10 protein-coding genes are annotated in these 18,933 nt (G+C 58.0%); 2 read left to right on the plus strand and 8 right to left on the minus strand.

All coding sequences use genetic code 11. The annotated features are described in order from the left end of the window. Window positions 1–48 precede the first annotated feature (48 nt). Window positions 49–3,939 carry an S-layer homology domain-containing protein gene (locus tag DN611_RS14505; protein ID WP_119311694.1) on the minus strand — a complete coding sequence of 1,297 codons (3,891 nt, stop codon included), beginning with the start codon at window positions 3,937–3,939 and terminating at the stop codon, window positions 49–51. 282 nt (window positions 3,940–4,221) lie between these two features. Then, window positions 4,222–5,493 carry a hypothetical protein gene (locus tag DN611_RS14510; RefSeq protein WP_119311695.1) on the minus strand — a complete coding sequence of 424 codons (1,272 nt, stop codon included), beginning with the start codon at window positions 5,491–5,493 and terminating at the stop codon, window positions 4,222–4,224. Between the two features lie 254 nt (window positions 5,494–5,747). Here DN611_RS14510 and DN611_RS14515 point away from each other — a divergent pair, with 254 nt between their 5' ends. Further along, window positions 5,748–6,110 (plus strand): helix-turn-helix domain-containing protein, encoded by a 363-nt coding sequence (locus DN611_RS14515; protein ID WP_021750345.1) that lies wholly within the window; start codon window positions 5,748–5,750, stop codon window positions 6,108–6,110. Between the two features lie 853 nt (window positions 6,111–6,963). Here DN611_RS14515 and DN611_RS14520 read toward each other — a convergent pair. The 4 genes from DN611_RS14520 to DN611_RS14535 form a co-directional block, all read right to left on the minus strand. Next, on the minus strand, window positions 6,964–7,410 hold the full coding sequence (locus DN611_RS14520) for an RsiV family protein (protein ID WP_158629740.1): 447 nt from the start codon (window positions 7,408–7,410) through the stop codon (window positions 6,964–6,966). A 245-nt stretch (window positions 7,411–7,655) separates the two neighbouring features. Beyond that, window positions 7,656–7,868 (minus strand): hypothetical protein, encoded by a 213-nt coding sequence (locus DN611_RS14525; protein WP_136891159.1) that lies wholly within the window; start codon window positions 7,866–7,868, stop codon window positions 7,656–7,658. A 169-nt stretch (window positions 7,869–8,037) separates the two neighbouring features. Continuing rightward, window positions 8,038–8,574, minus strand: coding sequence for an LptM family lipoprotein (locus tag DN611_RS14530; RefSeq protein WP_119311698.1), 537 nt, complete (start codon window positions 8,572–8,574; stop codon window positions 8,038–8,040). 266 nt (window positions 8,575–8,840) lie between these two features. Then, window positions 8,841–15,080 carry an S-layer homology domain-containing protein gene (locus DN611_RS14535; protein ID WP_119311699.1) on the minus strand — a complete coding sequence of 2,080 codons (6,240 nt, stop codon included), beginning with the start codon at window positions 15,078–15,080 and terminating at the stop codon, window positions 8,841–8,843. 342 nt (window positions 15,081–15,422) lie between these two features. On the opposite strand from DN611_RS14535, the gene DN611_RS14540 reads away from it, so the two are divergent. Next, window positions 15,423–16,649, plus strand: coding sequence for an IS110 family transposase (locus DN611_RS14540; RefSeq protein WP_009261591.1), 1,227 nt, complete (start codon window positions 15,423–15,425; stop codon window positions 16,647–16,649). A gap of 175 nt (window positions 16,650–16,824) precedes the next feature. Here the strand turns inward: DN611_RS14540 and DN611_RS14545 are convergent, their stop codons facing one another. Both DN611_RS14545 and DN611_RS14550 read right to left on the minus strand, forming a co-directional pair. Further along, window positions 16,825–17,709, minus strand: a complete 885-nt coding sequence (locus tag DN611_RS14545; protein ID WP_160117447.1) for a tyrosine-type recombinase/integrase — start codon at window positions 17,707–17,709, stop codon at window positions 16,825–16,827. Between the two features lie 303 nt (window positions 17,710–18,012). Beyond that, on the minus strand, window positions 18,013–18,858 hold the full coding sequence (locus tag DN611_RS14550) for a tyrosine-type recombinase/integrase (RefSeq protein ID WP_119311701.1): 846 nt from the start codon (window positions 18,856–18,858) through the stop codon (window positions 18,013–18,015). Window positions 18,859–18,933: the final 75 nt, after the last annotated feature.

Here is an 18,933-nt window from a genome sequence, read left to right on the forward strand (position 1 = left end):
AATCCGGGGGGCTCCGCTTTGCTTGAGAAACTTTTGAAGCTATACTGCTTAGTCAGCCTGGCTGAGATTTACAGTATACTCCACAGAAGCGCCACTGCCAGCGTTCTCAACCGTGACAGTAATCACGATGGGAGTAGGCGTCAGATCGCTCACATTACCCAGCTTCGGAGTCAGCTGAGCAGCTGCCGCAGCTGCATTAGTACCCTTATCAATCCGCTCGGCAGATCCATCCGGGAAAGTAATCAGGATGGAGTTATCCTCCAGCAGATCTTCTGCCAGAACAAACAAGCCAGTGCCGCTTACATCGGTCCAATCAGATACGGTATTGTTGAGAACAATGTTCAGAGTGTCGCCGCTCCGAGTGATGGTCGCACCAGTGGGAGTACCAGGATTATAGGCATCCACAATGTCCGCGATATCTTCCTCAGTCATGTAGTTGGAAACACTCCTCACCATGATGGCCTCGGTCGCCTCGATCTCATAGGTGTCGTTGGCAGCCGCGCGGACCAGCTCACCGTTCACGGTGTAGTCGCCAGCGGTGGTGAAGGTCAGCTCCACAACCTCACCGTCGGCAATGTAGTCGCCGTCGGAAACGGTCTTGCCGTTGACCTCGGCGGACACATCGGAGGTGATCGTGCCGTCAATATCCAGCTCGTAGGCGGTGACAAACTCACGGTCCTTGTTGGTGTTGCTCACAGTCACCTTGCCGGTGCTGGGAACGGTCAGCAGACCTCTGTTGCTGCCTCCAATGAAGCCATCGGGATTCTCATTGATGTCGAAGTAGTTGCCAGCGGGAATGTTGGTCAGATTGGCGGCATCACCCTTGTCGGGATAGCTGACAACCTCGCCGTCAATGCTGATGGCCACGACCTCGATCTGAGTGAAGTTCACGCGGTACATGTCGCCGTTCTCCAGGGTGACATAGCCCATGAACTTGTTCAGGCGATCCACGGGAGCGCCCAGCAGGTCCTCGATGGCGGCCTTGATCTCGCTGTCGCTCATGGACTTCTCATAGTAGCGCAGCTCGATCCCCTTCGTAGTCGGATTCCAGGAAGCGGGCAGGAACTCACCCTCGGGAACCGTGGGATTGCTCACATCAGAGCCAGCCTTGGCTTTGTCGTTGATCACGATGCTGGTGGCCACGCCGTTATCCAGGATCGCGCTCACCTCGACCACGCCGGTGCCGAAGGTGCCCTGGGCATTCATGTCGCGCAGAGCCTTCTCCAGGCCGTTGTAGCCGGTGTAGGAGTCATCCACATCATCAAACTCGTTGCCCTTCTTGTCGGCCAGGGACAGAACCACCTTCACCTCGGGAGACACGGAGAAGCCCTTGGTGGCGTTCCGGTCGGTGTACAGGGTGCCGTTCTTGAAGGTCAGCTTCTCAACAGTGTTGGTGTCGGACAGCAGGACGGTGTCGAAGTCCTCAACGGCGTCCTCCACGTCCTCGACCTCGTCGACGAACTTGTCAGCAGCCTTGGAGAAGTCGATGGCCTCGACCTTACGGACATTGCCGTCAGCGTCATACTTGACCTCGAACCACTCGCCCTGAGCCATCTCACCCTGGTTCTTGGAGGCGTTGCCGATCCACTCCAGGGAGTCGCCGACCTCGGAGATCTCCACGAGCTCGCCGTTGACGACCACCTCGCGGGTCCAGGTCCACTCGGTCTCATCGTCGTAAGCCTCGCGGTTCACGTTGCTGCTGGTGACATAGACGTAGTTGGAGGAGGTGCCCTCGTTCTCGCCGATGGTGACAGCGGCGATCACATAGCCGTCATCATTGTAAAGGGTGTAGATCTCGGCGTCGGGAGCAATGTAGGTGTTGGGATCCTTATCGGGCTTCACGTTCTTGAGGTTCTCCATCACCAGGTTGACGTTCTTCACGCCGGTGGTGACGGACTCCACATCGTCCACGATCTGACGATACTCGCCGCCAGAGCCGCCAGTGGTATCCTCGACCTCAACGTTCTTCAGCTCCACGTTCAGGTAGACGGAGTCGTCGTTGCCGTAGACGTAGCTGCTGTTGTTGGCGGCCTTCAGGGACACGTGCTTCTTATCGATGGTAGCGCCATTGCTGCCCACATCCTGGGCATACTGGGCCACATCGGTGTCATCGTCGATGACGTTCTTGGAGGTGGACACAGCCACTTCCTTCAGGGTATACACGTTGTCGTTGTTGACCGTGTAGGTGCACCAGGTGTTCAGCTGAGACAGGTTCTTGCCAGTGGTGTCGATGTCGCTCTTGGTCATGTTCACGGTGACGGTATCCATGTTGCCGTCCATGAAGATGACGTTGGCGTCAGCGTTCCGCACAGACAGGTTGCTGTTCTTGCCGTCGATGCCGGTCAGGAACACGTACTGGTCGGGATCCTCGTTCTGCTCAATGCCGATCATGTAGCCGTAGGCGTCCAGGATCACATTGTAGGTGACGTCCTTCATATTGGCGTCGTCATACTGATCCAGCACTTCCTCATCATACATGACGGTGTCAGCGTAGTCATACTGGGTACCACCGGCGGTAACATACTTCTCCAGGCGGAAGTTGGAGATGCTGGTGTCGGACAGGACCTCGGGAGCGTCCATGGTCTGGATCACGCCCTGGGCGATGGTCACCAGGAACAGGTCGTTCTCAGCCACTTCCTCGATGGCGAAGTCCTCGCCGTCCACAGAGATGGTCTGCTTCTGGGGCTTATCCTCGTCAGCGGTCTTCATGTAGACGGGCTTGCGGCTGGTGCCGTTGTTGTCCACATAGTAGACATCCAGGTCCACGTCGTCGTTCTTCTCGTCGTAGTCCTCGGCGGCCTTGGCCAGATAGGTGTTGATGATGGCCACGGTGATCTCGTCGTCCTGGGTGTCCAGGAACACCTGGGTCAGCACGCCGTTGCCGGTCCGGCCGATGGTCTCGTCGTTCTTCTTCACCATGTCGGCCTTGCCGAAGGCGGCATCACCCAGATTCTCATCCTCGCCGTCCACATAGACGAACAGGGTGTTGTCATCAATGGCGGTCTTGCCCAGCAGGTTGTACAGGTCCTCGCCGGTGACCTTGGTGGTGTACTCGGCCACCATCTTGTCGAAGTCCACATAGGTGCCGATCTCGGCCTTCTTCCAGGTCCAGGTGTGGGCCGGACGGCCGAAGTCGTCGGCGGTGTCCTTCAGAGCCAGGTCGGGCTGATACTTCTCAGCGAACTCAACCGTCCAGCCGTTCTTCACGTTGTCGGTGGCGTCGTTGATAGAAGTGGCAGCGTCGTGGATGTTGCTGGTCACGTAGGTGGGCTTGGAAGCGCCGATAGCAACAGTGGCGCCGTTGACGGTGACGTCGGTGCCCTTGTTTTCATACTCCACCAGGGTGGCTTTCAGAGCGTTGACGGCATACAGGCAGGCCTCCTCACGGGTGGCGGCACGGGTGCCAACAAAGTTCTCATTGCCCTTAGTCAGACCGGCCTCGATGGCGCGGGAGGCCACATTGACGGTCCAGTTGGTGCCGGTGAAGCCCTCGATGGCGCTGTCATAACCCAGAGCGGTCAGCAGCATTTTCAGGAAGGCAAAGCCGGTCAGCTGCGCAGAGGGCCGGAAGGTGCCATCGGCGTAGCCGTCGATCAGGCCGGACTCCACGCAGTAGGCGATGTAGCCGGCAAAGGTGGAACCCACGGGCACGTCCTTAAAGGGCGCGGCCTGGGTGCCCAGGGCCTCAGCCGTGGTCTTGCCAAGCATCATGCAGGCGATGATCTTGGCGGCAGCGCCACGGGTCAGGGTTCCCTGGGGCTGGAAAGCACCGCCGGCATAGCCGTCGATGATTCCCATTTCGGACATCACGTTGACAGCTTCCGCATAGGCTTCGCCGCTGAGGTCTTCGCTGTCTGTGAAGTCCTTGGCACCGGCGCTGACAGTGACCAGAGACATGGTCATCACCAGAGCAAGCACCAGAGAAAGGAACTTCTTCATTGGGATTTCTCCTCCTTTTGAAATTTGCGGTGGTCCGCCGCGGCCTCCGGGCCCATTCGATGCCTCCGCCGGCGCTAGCCCTGCCGGCGCATTCGCCGAAGAGTCGCATCCGCCCCGGCGTCCCCGCTGAGGCAACTCTATCCAAACTTCTCTAAAAAGTCCACAGTTTCAGCCCGTTTTTAATCCAAACGAAAACTTATGGACGCAATACGTTTTGAATTTGTTATATTTTGTAACCTTGGCGCGGAGAATAAAAGAGGCGGCGAAGCCCTTCGCCGCCCCTCATTGAATCTGCTTCTGCCCAGGCTGCTTCGCCAGATAATACCGCTTTTCAAACTGCAGCAGCTGGCCGTCCCTCACCATCCGCCGCAGGATACCTGCCGTCTTGCGCTTTCCGACGTGCAGGAGCTCCGCTACATCCTGGCAGTAGGCAAACCCCGCCTCCTGCAGATAGGCTGAGATCACCTCCCACTGCTTTTCCTCCGGCACCACTGTTCCGGGGAGATAGTATTTCTTGCCCACCTGCTCCAGCTCCCGCCGGCCAACCAGCCGGCGAAGGCGGAGATATGCCGCAGTGTCCGACAGATTCAGCAGCGCCATCACATCCCGCCGGGTGATGCTGCCATGGGCCCGGGTCCACTCCAGCAGGGTCTGGTCGTCCTCCCGCTGTCCGCCTGCCGCCCGGATGTCCCGGAGCGTGATATTTTCCAGACCTCCCCGGATCAGCGCCGTCTGCACCACCTTGGACAGCCGGGCCAAATCCATAGGCCGCCGGGACTGGGGGGAGAGCAGCACATGGGGATCCTCCCCAGGGGAGCGGACCTTCTGCACTTTTTCCAGCAGCCGCCGCACGGCATTGGTCAGCAGCATGTCCCGCTCCGGCAGATGCAGCAGCCCCCGCTCTAAATCCACCTGGTCCCAGGTGAGATTCACCAGCTCCTTGCCCTGCACGCCCATTTGCCAGCTCATCCACAGAGCAATGCCCGCGGCGGAGCTGTCCTCCTTTTGAAGGACCTGCCACAGACGGAATTCATCGAATTGCTGCCCTGCCTGTGTTGAACGCTTTTTGTGCGGGGTGTCTCCGGCAAAGCAGGCTTGGAAGGTGGAGACCGACAGACCGCTGACCCGGACGGCATAGGGCCAGTCGTGCTGCTCCAGCTGGCGGAAAAAGTAGTCCCGCCGCAGATCTTTCAATTGGAGCTGAGGCAGGCCTCCCGCAGTCAGGGCATTTCTGGCAATGCGGGAGACGGACTCCGGCCGCAGAGGTTCCCGGAACTTATCGGAGATCACCACATAAGGAGACACCGCGCCGCCATTTTCGAAGCGGGCAGCGAGGCATCCGGCAGTCTCTTCCTCCAGCGGGACCGTCCGGTCCTCCAGAAACAGACTCCTCTCCTGGAAATCCACTTGGGCCCATTTCAGGGCGACGATCTCCTCCCGGCTGAGCCCCTGAAGCCAGGCCAGGCGGAGGATGAGCCCCGGCAGGTCCTCCGGATGCTGGTGCAGGAGCTGGCGCATATTCTGTTCATCCGGCTGGCGGAACTCGTTTCGCATAATGCCTCTCTTGGCGGGCGGCGGCAAAAGGTTATCCTTATGTAACAAATCAGAAGAATGATTTGGATTTCCGGATAACGCAAACGCTGCCCTCTCCCAGCCAATGGCTGGAAAAGGGCAGCTACCTTTTATCATCCTTCACCGCTTCCGCAAAAACTAAGTATATTACACTTAGAATTATAAGCATAACATTTCGTTTAAGTCAAGCATTATTATGCGTAAACTGATGATATTATATTGAGGAGTATATCATCATGCAGGGAAAGAAGCCGCTGAACATCGCAATCGGAAGACGGATCCAGCAGTCCCGGGAGCAAGCTGGGCTGACGCAGGAGGAACTGGCAGAGCGGATTGACCGTTCCACGCAGTTCATCTCCACAATCGAGCGGGGGTTGGCCGGCCCCTCTCTGGAAACTGTGATTCATCTTTGTGAAGTTCTTGGAACCTCCACAGAGTGGATCCTGCGGGGCAGGGCCCTCCTTCCGGACTCCAATCTGCTGGCAGCCTCCGTTATGGAAAAGCTCTCCGGGCTCTCCCCTGCCCAGCTGCTTCTGGTTGACCGAATGACCAGCGATCTAATCAAATTGCTGCAAATGAAGGAGAGCGGTGACGAATGAGCTCCTCTCCCTCCAATATGGAGGAATTGATAGACGCATCGCCTTCCCCGCAGCACCGCTGCATGAAGTTCACAGGCCGGCTGCAAAGTCTATGGCCGTTGGCCTGTCAAGATAAGACCGGGAGCCATTCTCCGGTGTTATGCCCCCCGGAGATCATCAGTCCGGAAGTATATCCCATCGGCCAGCCGCTCTTTACAAACGCTTCCTTACACAGAATGCTGAAACATAGAATTCCTTAGAACAAGAAACGCTCAGATGGGTGCATAGAAGCAGCTCCTCCAGCTTACAGCGTGATCCGTACAGCAAAAGCCAGCACCGGACAGGAAATATCTTGCCCGGTGCTGGCTTTTGTGCTTCTTTACTATCTCTGCTTGAGGTGGGTCTGTCAGAACCATGTTGTCTGTCCGCAGCAGCTCTGCCCGGCTTTTTCAGGGCCTTTCGCCCGGGTCTTCACCAGAGTGCTCTTATCGGATGCCCGTTCCCATTTCTGGTACATATCTGATGGTATGCCATCTCTCACATCAGCCATCTGCTCATGTCCGCCATTATTCACGCTCCGCCTTGCTATGCGGCTGAAGAGCCGTGGGATGCTTTGCCTCAGAATACGCCCTGCTCCATCATGGCCTCAGCCACCCGCTTGAAGCCGGCGATGTTGGCGCCTGCCACCAGGGTGCGCCGGAGTGTAAACCGGCGCCTTTTGATCTTGTGCCCACTCTGGCTGGAGTCTGCAAAAGTATTCCTGCTCTGATGGCGGCAATGCAGCCCCCCCTTTCAGGACGGCAGTTCTTTTCTGCCCAGAAATAATGAAACAGGCCGTCGGCTGCAGCCGGCGGCCTGTTTTCAGTTTCTCCGGTTATTGATACAGCTTCGGGATCCGAAAGCTCTGCTCGCCATTTGCCTCATCCGTCACGGTTCCGGCCGGGAAGTAAATCACCGGATTTCCCTCCTCGTCCACCTCGAACTTCGTGGTCCCGCCGATGGTCACATAGTCGCTCAACGGCGTGTTGTCCTCAATCGGGAAGTAGCGGACCTCCGGGTCCTTGTCCATGCGGTTGGCCATCTGCATCGTGATCGTCTCCGTCAGGTAATTCACATAGTCCTCTCCCAGGAGCTCCTCCAGCGTGACGTCCTCCTGCTGGGCAGACGGTTCTTCCGTCTCCGGCGCAGCCGCCGATTCCTGCGGCGGAGTCTCCGGATCCGTCCCCTCACTCTCCGCGGCAGACGCGCCGCAGGCAGTGAGAAGCAGCATACAGAGCAGCAGTGTGAGGAGCGTGGAAATCTGCATCCGATTCTTTTTCATGATGAATTCCTCCATTCCATATTCATCCGCAGCACCCGTCCGGGCGCCTGTTCCCTTTTGATACCGATACCATAAGCCCTGTTTCCGGCAAAGCAGCCGCAAAAAGGCATCATTGTTGCATCATTTCCCTTCTGCGGCACGGGAGGCCGGTTCCTTCCCGGAGAGGTCCCACACAAATCCCATCAGCTCCACACTGACGCGCCCGCTGCGGCCCTCCACCTTCCATCTGGGGCCGGGCCGTACTGTCAGATCTCCAGCCTGAGACCTCTGCGGAAGGCCTGTCCAAGCGCTTCCGCCGTGCCCAGGGAACCCCTTGCCGAGCGGAGTGTGGAGTCGATCCACACCGGCAGCCCCGTGCCCTTGTCCACCATCATCCAATGGTCATCCCGGTGCTCCGGGCCGCCCCGCAAATACAGCATACCGGCGGCCAGACTGCCGTCGGCCTGGATATACACCACGCCGCCTCCGCCTAGGCCTTGCTATGCTCCTCCGTCTGTTCCAGCAGTTGGGTGGCGGAATAGACGTCCAGCTCCGGATACCGGATGGTCCTGCCCAGCAGCTCCAGCTTTTCCGGCAGCGACGCCTCCCCCGCCGCCAGCCGCCTTTTGTCCCCTGCGGAAGAGCAGGTCAGTAATTTATTCCCACAATGGCCAGTCTGCCATCGACAACACTGAACACCACATTGGGCCTGCCGCTGGCGGACAGGGCAAATCCTGCCTTGCTGGGGGCCAGCCCCCCGGGGTCCGCCCCGGCGATCTCAGAGACCAGCTCTTCTGAGAAGATCCGGTCCGCTTCCAGTGCGATCAGGTCCTCCCGGGACTCCACAGATTCCCCTCCATCGGAAAAGCCGATGTACAGCGGATACGACGCCAGGTCCGCCAGCGCCTCCAGATCCTTTTCCGCCACTGCGGCCTGGATCTGCTCTGCAAATGCTGTAACAGCCTCCGTATCTATGGAAAAATTATCTGTATACTGGGGCGCTTCCGTATCCGTACCGTCCTCCTCAGGGGTCCGGCCCCCATCTTCTCCAGTGGTCTCCTCCGCGGGCTGCTCCGCCTGCGGAGAGCTGCCCCCCTCCGGCGAGGTGCTGCCGCTCTGGCCGCAGCCTGCGAGGGACAGGCACAGGAGCCCTGTTAATGCCAAGAAAATGAGCTTCTTCTGCATCGTTTATGATCCTTTCCTCAAGATGTTTGCCGGCGTCATCCTCTGTGGGACTCCGGCTGTCTTATAAGACGCCCCAAAGGGCAAAAAAGTTTTGGCGGCCGCTTTTCCTCTTCCACCCCCGGAGGATCACGCCTCCGGAATGTCGCCGGCGCGACCGCTGGCCACGAAGAGTCCCGATGCGCCATCGGAGGCCGTCAAAAGGCCGTGGGAGAGGCAAATGCCTCTCCCACGGCCTTTGGGGAATCAAATTCTGCCAGAGTACGCGCTTACTTGGTCACCTCGCCGCCGGGGGCAGAGTGAGCCGTAGACCAGGCGTGCTCCAGAGCCGCCCAGTCGCGCTGTTCCAGCTTCTCCGTCCACTTCTCGACCTTGTCACCGCTGACGGTCACCCAGGTGTAGTCGTGGCTGTTGGTCGCCTCCTGCATGTCGGCATAGAACCAGTCCTCCGGATTGTTGTCGGGCCAGGTGATCATCTCGTCCTCGTCCAGCAGCCGATCCTCATCCGGGCTGCGGCCCAGGGCGCGGTTCACGATCACGCAGGCCTGTGCCCGGGTGATGTTGGTGTTGGGGCGGAAGGTCCCGTCATTAAAGCCCTCGATCAGGCCCACGCGGGCTGCCGCCTCTACGTACTCGGTGTACCAGGCGTTAATATCCACATCGGTGAAGTATCCCTGGTAGTCCTCCCGGGTGGTCTCGAAAAAGCCCACCGCGATCTTGGCAAATTGGGCTCGGGTGATCTTGGCATAGGGCCGGAAGGTCCCGTCCGAGAACCCGTCGATGATGCCCATGTTGGTCAGGGTGGAGATGGCGTTGTTGCACCACAGGTCGGAGCTGCAGTCCGTGTAGTCGTTGACCTGGCTCCAGTACTCCTCCCGGGTGTCGTCCGTCAGCAGGCGGAAGAAGATGGTGGCCACTTCGCCCCGGGTGATGGTGCCGTAGGGCTGCAGCGTGCCGTCGGAGTAGCCGATGATATAGGAGTAATGGTCCTCCGTGTTCAGGGTGGGCCGGCTGCCGCCTCCACCGCCGCCTCCGGTGCTGCCGCCGCCCCCGCTGCTCTCCTTCTCGTACACCAGCACGAAGGGAGAGAAGCTGCCGGCAGTGAAGACCAGATGGTCGCCGTCGCGGGTAGCTTGGATCTTTTCCACGGTATGCGCGGTACCAGCCAAGTCGCCTGTGTCGCTGGCGCTCTCACGGTCCATGCCGGTATAGTGTACCAGGTAGAACGCGCCGTCCTCGTCGGCGTCGGTGGGCATGGGCCAGTAGATGGTCAGCGCCTGCTGGTTGCCCAGGGTTACCACGGTGTTGCCGTTCTGGGTGTCCACCAGGTCCAGATAGGCCATCTCGTACTGGGGGGCGGATAGCGTGTTGTCCGTGGCCGCGACTTTTGCAAGGGCGTCAGCGCCCATGGCGGCGTCGAACGCGTCGCTGTTGGAGACGCTGTCCACCAGCAGCTGCACGCGGCCGGGATCCACCTGGACCTCACTGTCATTGACATAATAGGTCACATTGCCGTTGTCAACGGCAGTGATCTGGTTCGCGTCCACAGTGTCGGCGCTGGTCACGATCTCGTTGGTGGAAGTGCCCTCGTCTGTGACGCTCTTGACCAAGAGATGGCCGGTACCGATATCAACGCTGCAGACGAGCGTATCACCGCCGGCGGAGAACACCGCCTGAATCTCGCTCTGGTTCAGACCGCCGTCGTAGATGGTCATCTCATAGTTGGCAGAAACAACGCCCTCTTCCATTCGGATGTTGTCGGTAGTGATGATGTTGCCGTCATCTGTGAACTGGAGCCGGACCTTGACGCCTTCATTTTCACCCTCGATTTGGTTCGGGCTCAGGCTATATACATAGCGGCTCACGTTGCCGGTTGCATCTCTCGAGTAGACGCCCTGGTCCATCAGATCCCAGCGGCGGATCGCCGCACCAGTCTCCTGGTCATAATAGTAGAAGCTCAGGTAGTCCGCCAGGTTTGCAGCCTGCGTCAGGTCCACGCCATGGCTGGTGAGCCACGCTTCCACAGAGTCGGGCAGATCGATGTGATAACCCGGCTCCGGCAGGCCCTGTTCCATGCTGCCGACAAAATCGCCCGCATCGTCCAGCACACCGCTGTATCCGGTTCCGCCGGTGTAGATCACAATGTCCGCCGGCGTGATGGTGATGGCATAGGGCTTCACCTCCACGGGGTCCGCCGGGACCTCCACCGGGGGATCCTCCGGATGTACCGTGTCCGTGACTACCACGGTGTTCACGATCTTCTGGTTCACATCGTCCAGTGAGGTCTGATAGCTGGCGTACAGCGTTGCATAGGTCCAGCCTTCGACAATAACCGGATTGGTGACCGTATTGCCCTCCTCATCTGTCAGCGTCACACCTTCCAACTTGTCAGTCACATCCAGGGTCAACGTCTCATCCGTCATGCTGGCAATGGTGATGGTCCAAGTGATGGGATCGCCCACGGTGACAGAGGTCTGATCCGGCTCTTTGATCACCATAAAACGGCCGTCTCCGGGATCGGGCTCGGGCTCTTCGGGAGTCGCCTGGAAATCCCAGCGCCCGTACAAAGTGGTGTCGGCATCGGTGGCAGAAATCGTTCCGCCGTAAGGGACACCGACTTTGTCATACCAGCCAATAAAATACCAGGTCCCCTGCTCGTCTGAAACCTGCAATTCACTGGGCGGCTGAATGGTGTAATCGCTGCCGGCAGCCAGTGTTTCCGTTTCAGGCAGTTCCACGCCCTCCGGGTGATCACCGGACCACGCATAGGTAACCGTGACCTGGGTCGGCACGACCCCTGCGGGGTGGAAGGTCACAACAAAGAGATCCCAATCCTCTACCGGGTCTCCGATCTTCGGAGCATCACAGTCCTCATAGTTGCAGGTCCAGCTGGGATCCCCATAGCCTGTATCAGGTGTTGCCTCCAAGATATCGCCTTCGGCCAGGCGATACTTGCCATCTGCATTAACCTCCACGATTGCCGTGTAGGTGGTCTGCCCATTGCTGAACGTGCCGTTTTCCGCAAGGAAAATCACCGAGATGGTATTCCCCGGCTCCTCTCCGACCTTCTGGAAATACGCTGTGAAGGTGGTGTCCTCGTCGTAGGGCAAGCCTGCCAGGTACTTCATTCCCGCGTTCGTGTCAGTTCTATGATAGTAGTCATCGGTCCACTCCACGAACTCACAGCCCTCTTCTGCTGTCGCCACAGCTCCCGTCGGAGAGGCCATGCCGGTCCGGTCTCTGGTGACGACTTCTTTCTCCAGGCTCACAAAGCCCATAGCGTGATCGGCACTGACATAGGTGAAGACAATCTGGTCCTTGTCGGGGGTCCCGTCGGGTTCGTCGTCGGGACCCAGCTCGTCGATGTCATAGTAGACGTCGATGGAGTTATGGCCTGCTTGGAGAGTCTCACCGCCTATGATCTCGACATTGTTCAGTTCCGCCCGGTCAAAGATGTAGGTGCTACCGTTATAAGACGTACGGTCAGTGTCATACAACCCGCTGACCGGCGTGCCTGTCGTGGACGATTCATTCTCGGGTGTGGTCTCTGTTTCTTCATTCCCATCTCGGTCCACATAATGGTACACGACAGTGTATGTGCACTCGTCGGGCGTCACCGTGCCGTCGGTGGTTGCGGTGAAGACAACGTTGTGCTCAGGCATGTAGAACAGGCCTTCAATAATGTCGCTTTCCTGAAGGTCATTTGTAGTCCATTCAGTAGCGTCTTCTGCCTGCTTCTTGATTACAACGGTTTCCCCGTAGGTGTAGGACTCTGGTTCAGCGTAGAGAGTCCCGTCCAGATAATAGGTTACGGTAAATTCCCGTTCTGTGCGCGTATACTCCGCTCTATACGTAATGTCCCCGGTTACAGTATCCGCTATTTCAGGAGACCATCCGGTAAACTCATACGAATAAAGTTCGCTGGGTTCTTTAGTCGGATCCTCAATTCTCGGTGTCTTATCGCCGTAAGCCAGCCCGGGAAATACGGTCTGGGAACTTGTTGTTGTGCCGCCATTCAAGTCGTAAGTCACCGTATAGCTGTTGAGCTGAGAGAAGCTGCCCTTGATCACAACAGCATGATCGGGCATTGTAAATGAACCTCCACTCAGCGCAACATCTTCAGAATACCAGCCGCTGAAGCGGTAATCTGTGACATCCGGCATCTTTGCCAGTTCCACAGTCTCACCGTACTTGTAGGTCTGTTCACCCGGCACCTCCGGCGCACCCGCAGGGACTGTACCTTCATACTCATACGTCACTGTGTACTCGTTCCGGTCGTAGTACAGCTTCAGCACCAGCGTGCCGTCCTCGGCGATGATACCGGAGGAATTCGAACGGTTTTCATTATAAGTGAAGCCTTCGTATTCCTTGATTTCAGCAGTGGCAGTATCTCCGACAGTACCAGAGGGTGTCAATGTATCATCTGCAACGATCGAGTAGTTATCATCTTTCAAATTCTGCTGATAGTACTCTACCCGATAGCTGGCCGTGGAGGACTTCCACTGGGCGTACAGGGTCACATTGGTGTTTTCGATAGTGATGGCACTCCCCGCCGCATAAGGCGTTCCGGCGCCGTTCTTCTCGGTGTTCCACCCGGTAAACTCATACCCCGGCCGGGTGAACATGTTTTGGAGCACCATGGCCTCGCCGCCGGTGATGTAGTACTTGGGGTCCGTGACCGTACCGTCGGCATCATCGGCGTTGGCAACATACAACACCTGATACGTCTCCACCGGCGCTTCGGGGGACTCCGTCAGCTCCAGAGACTGATTCGGCTTCTCATCCACCATGTAGCCGCTCAGACCGGCCTTGTGTTCGCCCGTGTCATTTGTCACATAGGTATCGGCGTCGCTCCAGCTGCCGCTCACATCGGGCTGGATAGGGAACGTCAGGACCAGCTTGCCGCCGGACCAGGTGACAGTACCGTCCTGATTGGTGGTCTTCGTCACCGCGTTGGCTGTGTAGTCAAAGCCCTTCACAGTGATGGTCTTGCTGTCGGCATTTACCACAGGGGTAACGCCTGTAAGCGTCTCTGGCTCATACCACGTATAGCTGCCGTCCGCGTCCTGGCCCTTGACCTCCGCATACTGGACCATCCCCCCGTCAGAACTGCCTGTCAGCCCCTTCGGGAAGGTGAAGAACTCCGACAGCGTGTCGGACAGCACCGTGTTCGCGCCGGCCGCCACCTTGGAGGTGCTCACGTTATCGGCGATGGTGCTGAAAGCGTTTTCCAGCTCCTCGGCATCGTCCGCCGCGAAGTAGTAGTTGCCTTCCGTCACGCGGGTGCCAAGATTGCAAAAATTCCAGCTTGCTTGTCCGAACCGATTTGTTGCCGTGGCATTGGGATAGTTGGAAGACACACCGTTCATGTACTTGTTGAAGTTGTCCCGTATATCATCGGGATCCGCATCCTCAAACATACCGATGGTGTACACGGTCACGCCGTTGTTCTTCAAATCGTGGGCCAGATTGACAGCGGTTGCTGCGACATCGTCATCAAAGTCATTGCCGTGGTTGGGCTCACCATCGGTAAAGACCACCACGACCTGCTTGGCGTCCTGCCGGGCGCCGGTCAGCGTCGGATCCTCGACCCACCACTCGCCGCCGTCGTGTCTCCACTGTCCGTCCAGGACGTCCTGCGCAAGGGTCAGGCCGTAGTCTACGCTGGTGGCGCCGGCGGGCTCCAGCGCTTCGATTGCGCCGGTCAGCTGCTGAACGCCCGCCGCATCGACGGTGGTAAAGTCCTTGACGATCTGTGTATAGTTGTAGGCATAATAGTCGTCTTGGCGGTCGTTTCCGACGCTGTCCGCGTAGGAGTCATCCGCAAACTTGACAATGCTGATTCGGTGGGTCACGTCATTGTCTGCACCCGCCGCGTTTTCGGCCACTTGATCAATGAAGCCGTTTACAGCGCTCTGCATGGCCTCCATCTTGGAAGTCGTTATCTCTTGGCGCGTGTAAAGAGTACCTGTCCAAAGGTTGGCATTCTGGTTCCTGCTGGTAGTACCGAGCTGATTCCAGTCCCGGTAAACCCCGCTGCCGGTATAATACCCGATGGAATATTGCCGGTTCCCCCAAGAACCATCACTTTCAGCTTCCACTTCGTAGTAGTTGCCGTCATCATCGCGGAAATAATACGTCGTCCACCGAGACCCGTTGATGTCGCTATACGACCATCTCTGTTCATCAGTGGGGGTATATTCCCACGTGCTCTCTCCCAGGTCATCATCCATCGACCCGGAGACATCCAGCACCAGCACAATATCCAGCGGTGTGGTCTTGCTTCCCTTGGTCACCTCGTTGGTGACATAGGCCTCCAGGGTCAGGGAATAATTTCCGTCCTCATCATAGTTGACCGTCTTGTCCACCACGACGCCGTCGTTGCTCTCTGTGTGGACCCGGTCGCTCCCGTTGCCGCCGCCAGGGTCTTCTGCCGCCAAGGCAGCAGTGGGAACCATTGTCAGCATCATACAGAGGACCAGAAATGCTGACAAGATCCGTTTCTTCATCACTTCTCCTCCTCGTATAATAAGTTTCAAAGTTAATAGTTTCAGGTATCAGCAGGCTTTGAGGTGCCCGTGATACAATAGCTGTAGGACAGCAGGGTCAAGTTCTGAGTCCTCCGGTTGAGCCGTAAGGCTACTTCACTGAAAGTCTGTTCCCCTGAACCGGAAGTTAGCTGCAAACTCATTGGCTGTTTGCCTGGGACAAGACCGCCCTTTCAGCAGTGAGGGCTATCGCATTGGTCTGCCCAGGAATGATTCTGATAAGCGAGGGTGCCAGATGCTCCGGTTATCATGGGTATCTCAAAGCCTGCTGGCCTGAAATCTCCATGCGGGGAGGTGAAAATTGTGAATCCACTATTCGTTGGCATTGATGTGAGCAGCAAGAACAATGTGGCCTACCTGATGAAACCGGACGGCAGCAAACACTCCAGCTTCTCCGTGCAGAATAACCTTGGCGGTGCTAAACTGTTATCAGAGAGAATCGTATCGGCACTTGGCTCCATGCAGCTTGAGCGTGTGGTGATTGGCCTGGAGGCCACCTCCATCTACGGGGACAGCCTAGTCTATGCTCTTCGTGAGGATGGCCGCTTGGGGCGGTTTCAGAGGAAAATCCATGTTCTAAATCCAAAGCAGGTGCGGAAATTCAAGGAAGCCTATTCTGACCTGCCAAAGAACGACTGGGTGGACGCCTTTGTGATTGCCGACCATCTCCGTTTCGGCAGAATCAACAGGGAGGTCTACATGGACGATTACCGCTACAAAGCCCTGCAAACCCTTACCAGAGCCAGATTTGATGTCATCCAAAACTTGACCCGGGAGAAGCAGCGGTTCGCCAACTACTTATTCCTCAAATGCTCCGGCATGGCCCAGGACAAAGACATTCAGAACACCAGCGCCACCACCATCGCACTCATGGAACACTTTGAAACCGTGGATGACTTGGCGAATGCCGACCTGGAGGAACTGACTGCCTTTATTACTGAAACAGGCCGTGGCAAATTTGCTGACCCGGATGCTACCGCCAAGGCAGTTCGGGCTGCAGCCAAAGGCTCCTATCGGCTGCCCAAAACAGTAAACGACACTGTAAACCAAGCAATGGCTGTTTCTATTGCCTCCATGCGCGCCTTGAAAGGGCAGGTCAAAGTATTAGATAAGGCCATTGAACAGCAGTTTGAAATCATTCCGAACACTTTGACCTCCATCCCCGGTATTGGCAAGGTCTACTCCGCCGGTATCATTGCTGAGATTGGTGATATCCACCGTTTTGATTCCCAAGCCTCGGTTGCCAAATACGCCGGCCTTGTCTGGAACAGGAGCCAGTCTGGCGACTTCGAGGCCGAACACTCCAGAATGATTAAATCCGGCAACCGCTATCTCCGCTACTACCTGCTGGAAGCCGCCAACTCCGTGAGAAGATGCGACTCCGAGTTCCGGCGTTACTATGACCTCAAATTCAAAGAGGTCAACAAGTACCAGCATAAACGCGCACTCGCTTTAACTGCCAGAAAACTGGTCCGGTTGGTCTTTCGGCTGCTAAAGGACAACCGCCTGTATATCCCGCCGGAGGGCTGAGAGCGCAGCTTGCCACTCTGACTCATAGGCCCTGTTTCAAAATTTCTCAGGGACAGGGCTTTGGTTGGTGTTGCCTTTTTGCTGTCTACACAGTGCTTTTTACTCTGTTTCGCTTAAAATTTTCTTGCATCACCTACTTGACTTCATACCATTGGACTTTTATATTTCAGTGATCTTATATGTAAACATCCTTATGGATGGAATGACCGGTTCCCTCCGCCCACCCGGCGGCCAGCTGCTCCGTGTCCAGCATCCGCTCGTAGGACTGCTCCGCCAACAGGCGCACGCCGCGCTCCACCTCCGCCCGGGTAGCCAGATACAGCTTCCGCAGGCACCGGGGCGTTCCCTTTTCCTCCTCTACCCGGGCGTCATGACACAGGGTCTGGATCTCCTCCGTCACCTGGGTCCGGCTCATGCCTTTCCCGTTCCGGGTGCAGAACACCGGCCCCGCCGTCAGGCCCTGCCGCCGGGCGTAGTCCAGCAGCTCCCCCTGCAGACAGGCGGGCAACGGGACGTACCGCCGCTCCCCGCCGGTACGGACCGGCAGGCGCCCGGCCCGCACCCGCTCAACGGTCACCTGAGGCAGCTCCCCCACCCGGATGCCCGCCAGGGCGAATATTTTCACCAGCAGGTAAGTCCGCTCCTTTTCCAGTATCCTGGCAGCCTGCAGCAGCCGCAGATACTCCACCCGGCTCAGTTCCGGCTGGAGGCCCTTGTCCGCCTCCAGCTGCCCCACCAACTGCAGGTCCCGCCGCCCCATGTACTCCATCAGCCCGTTGGCGGCAGACAGGTGGGTATTCACGGTGCTGGGGGAATACCCTGCCTCCAGCAGGAATGCTCGCCAAGCAGCCAGCGTTCCCCGGGAGATCTGCTTGTCCGGGGGCAGGTAGTCATAGAGGGCCCGCAGCTTGGCACTGTACATCTGCACCGTGCCCTTGCGGCGTCCCCTGCCGGACAGGTCCGCCAGATAAGCCCGGATGGTCTCCATGCTGAGCTCGGCGCCGGGCCAGTTCGGTGTGCGGTGTGTCTCCCGCGGCTTCAGAGCCTCTGGACTCCTCATCTCCCCGCCTCCTGTCAACAGAATCGCCATTTCCTCCTGTAAGGGACCGAAACAGGGCCTGCAGACCAGGGGCAAATGTGCGCAAAAAAGCCCGCGCAGCCTGCGCGGGCTCAAAAATGGCGCAAAGACAGCAGCCGGACAAAATTCGACGCTTTTCCGGCCATTTTATGCTGCCCAAATCGGTAAAAGCTCTTGCGGCTGGCGGTGCTTTGTGCTAGAATTTGGTTACTGTTAAAATCAATTATGTATGTCTGGTTATTTTTTTGCAGCCATCCGCATCGGAATGGCGATTCTGTCCTATTTCTAACAGACCAGCCCCAGCCGTGCCAGAGTCCCGGCGTGCTCGGTGCCCGTGGAGATCAGGTAAATCCGGGTCGTCTCAATACTGGAGTGGCCCAGGACGTCCGCCAGCTTGGCCACGTCCCGGCAGACACGGTAGAACGTCCTGGCGAACAGGTGCCGCAGATTGTGGGGAAACACCTTGCTGGGTGCCACGCCCGCCTTGTCGCACAGCGCTTTCATCTCCGCCCAGATCTGCCGGCGGGAGATGCCTTTTTCGTTTCTGGTGAGAAAAATCTCGCCGGAAGCGATTTTTTGTTTCCTGGCGTATTTGAGGAGCTTGCGGCAGAGCTTGCCCGGCAGCAGGATGGTCCGGATCTTGCCCTTCAAGGAGATTTCGGCCCTTCCCCGGTACACGGCCTCCACGGTGACATAGCGCACCTCGGACACCCGGATTCCGGTGCCGCAAATGGTTTCCAGCAGCAGCGCCAGCCGTTCCCGGCCCTGGGTGCGGGCGGTCTCCAGCAGGCGGAGGTACTCCGGCCTTGTCAGCTCCCGGCTGTCGTCCCGGAACAGCCGCCGCTGGATGCGCAGGGGCTTCACCCGAAACGCCGGCCAGCCCAGAAATACAAGGAACCGGTTGACCGCCGCCAGCTTGACGTTGATGGTGGCCGGCGCCAGCTTCGCCTCCAGCAAGGCGGCCTTCCAGGCCCCCGCCGCCGCCTTGGACGCCGCCCGGCCGTCCAGCCAGGCGGTAAAATCCGCCGCATCCCGCAGGTATTTCTCGATGGTGGCGGGGCTCTTTTCCTCCCACACCAGGCGCTGCCTGAACGCCTGGAGCTGTTCTCCTGTGATGGTATAGTCTTGCACTGCATATCGCCTCCCGTACAATTATCCTCTATATTTTACCTTCCGGCCGGCTGTCTATGTATCCAATGGATTTTG

The sequence above is a fragment of the Oscillibacter sp. PEA192 genome (genome assembly GCF_003574015.1).
GTDB classification, from domain to species: domain Bacteria; phylum Bacillota; class Clostridia; order Oscillospirales; family Oscillospiraceae; genus Oscillibacter; species Oscillibacter welbionis.

Coding starts and splice junctions, on each gene's coding strand:
- DN611_RS14535 (WP_119311699.1), bottom strand. CDS start 15,080: ATGAAGAAACGGATCTTGTCAGCATTTCTGGTCCTCTGTATGATGCTG.
- DN611_RS14505 (WP_119311694.1), bottom strand. CDS start 3,939: ATGAAGAAGTTCCTTTCTCTGGTGCTTGCTCTGGTGATGACCATGTCT.
- DN611_RS14545 (WP_160117447.1), bottom strand. CDS start 17,709: ATGAGGAGTCCAGAGGCTCTGAAGCCGCGGGAGACACACCGCACACCG.
- DN611_RS14520 (WP_158629740.1), bottom strand. CDS start 7,410: ATGAAAAAGAATCGGATGCAGATTTCCACGCTCCTCACACTGCTGCTC.
- DN611_RS14515 (WP_021750345.1), top strand. CDS start 5,748: ATGCAGGGAAAGAAGCCGCTGAACATCGCAATCGGAAGACGGATCCAG.
- DN611_RS14530 (WP_119311698.1), bottom strand. CDS start 8,574: ATGCAGAAGAAGCTCATTTTCTTGGCATTAACAGGGCTCCTGTGCCTG.
- DN611_RS14510 (WP_119311695.1), bottom strand. CDS start 5,493: ATGCGAAACGAGTTCCGCCAGCCGGATGAACAGAATATGCGCCAGCTC.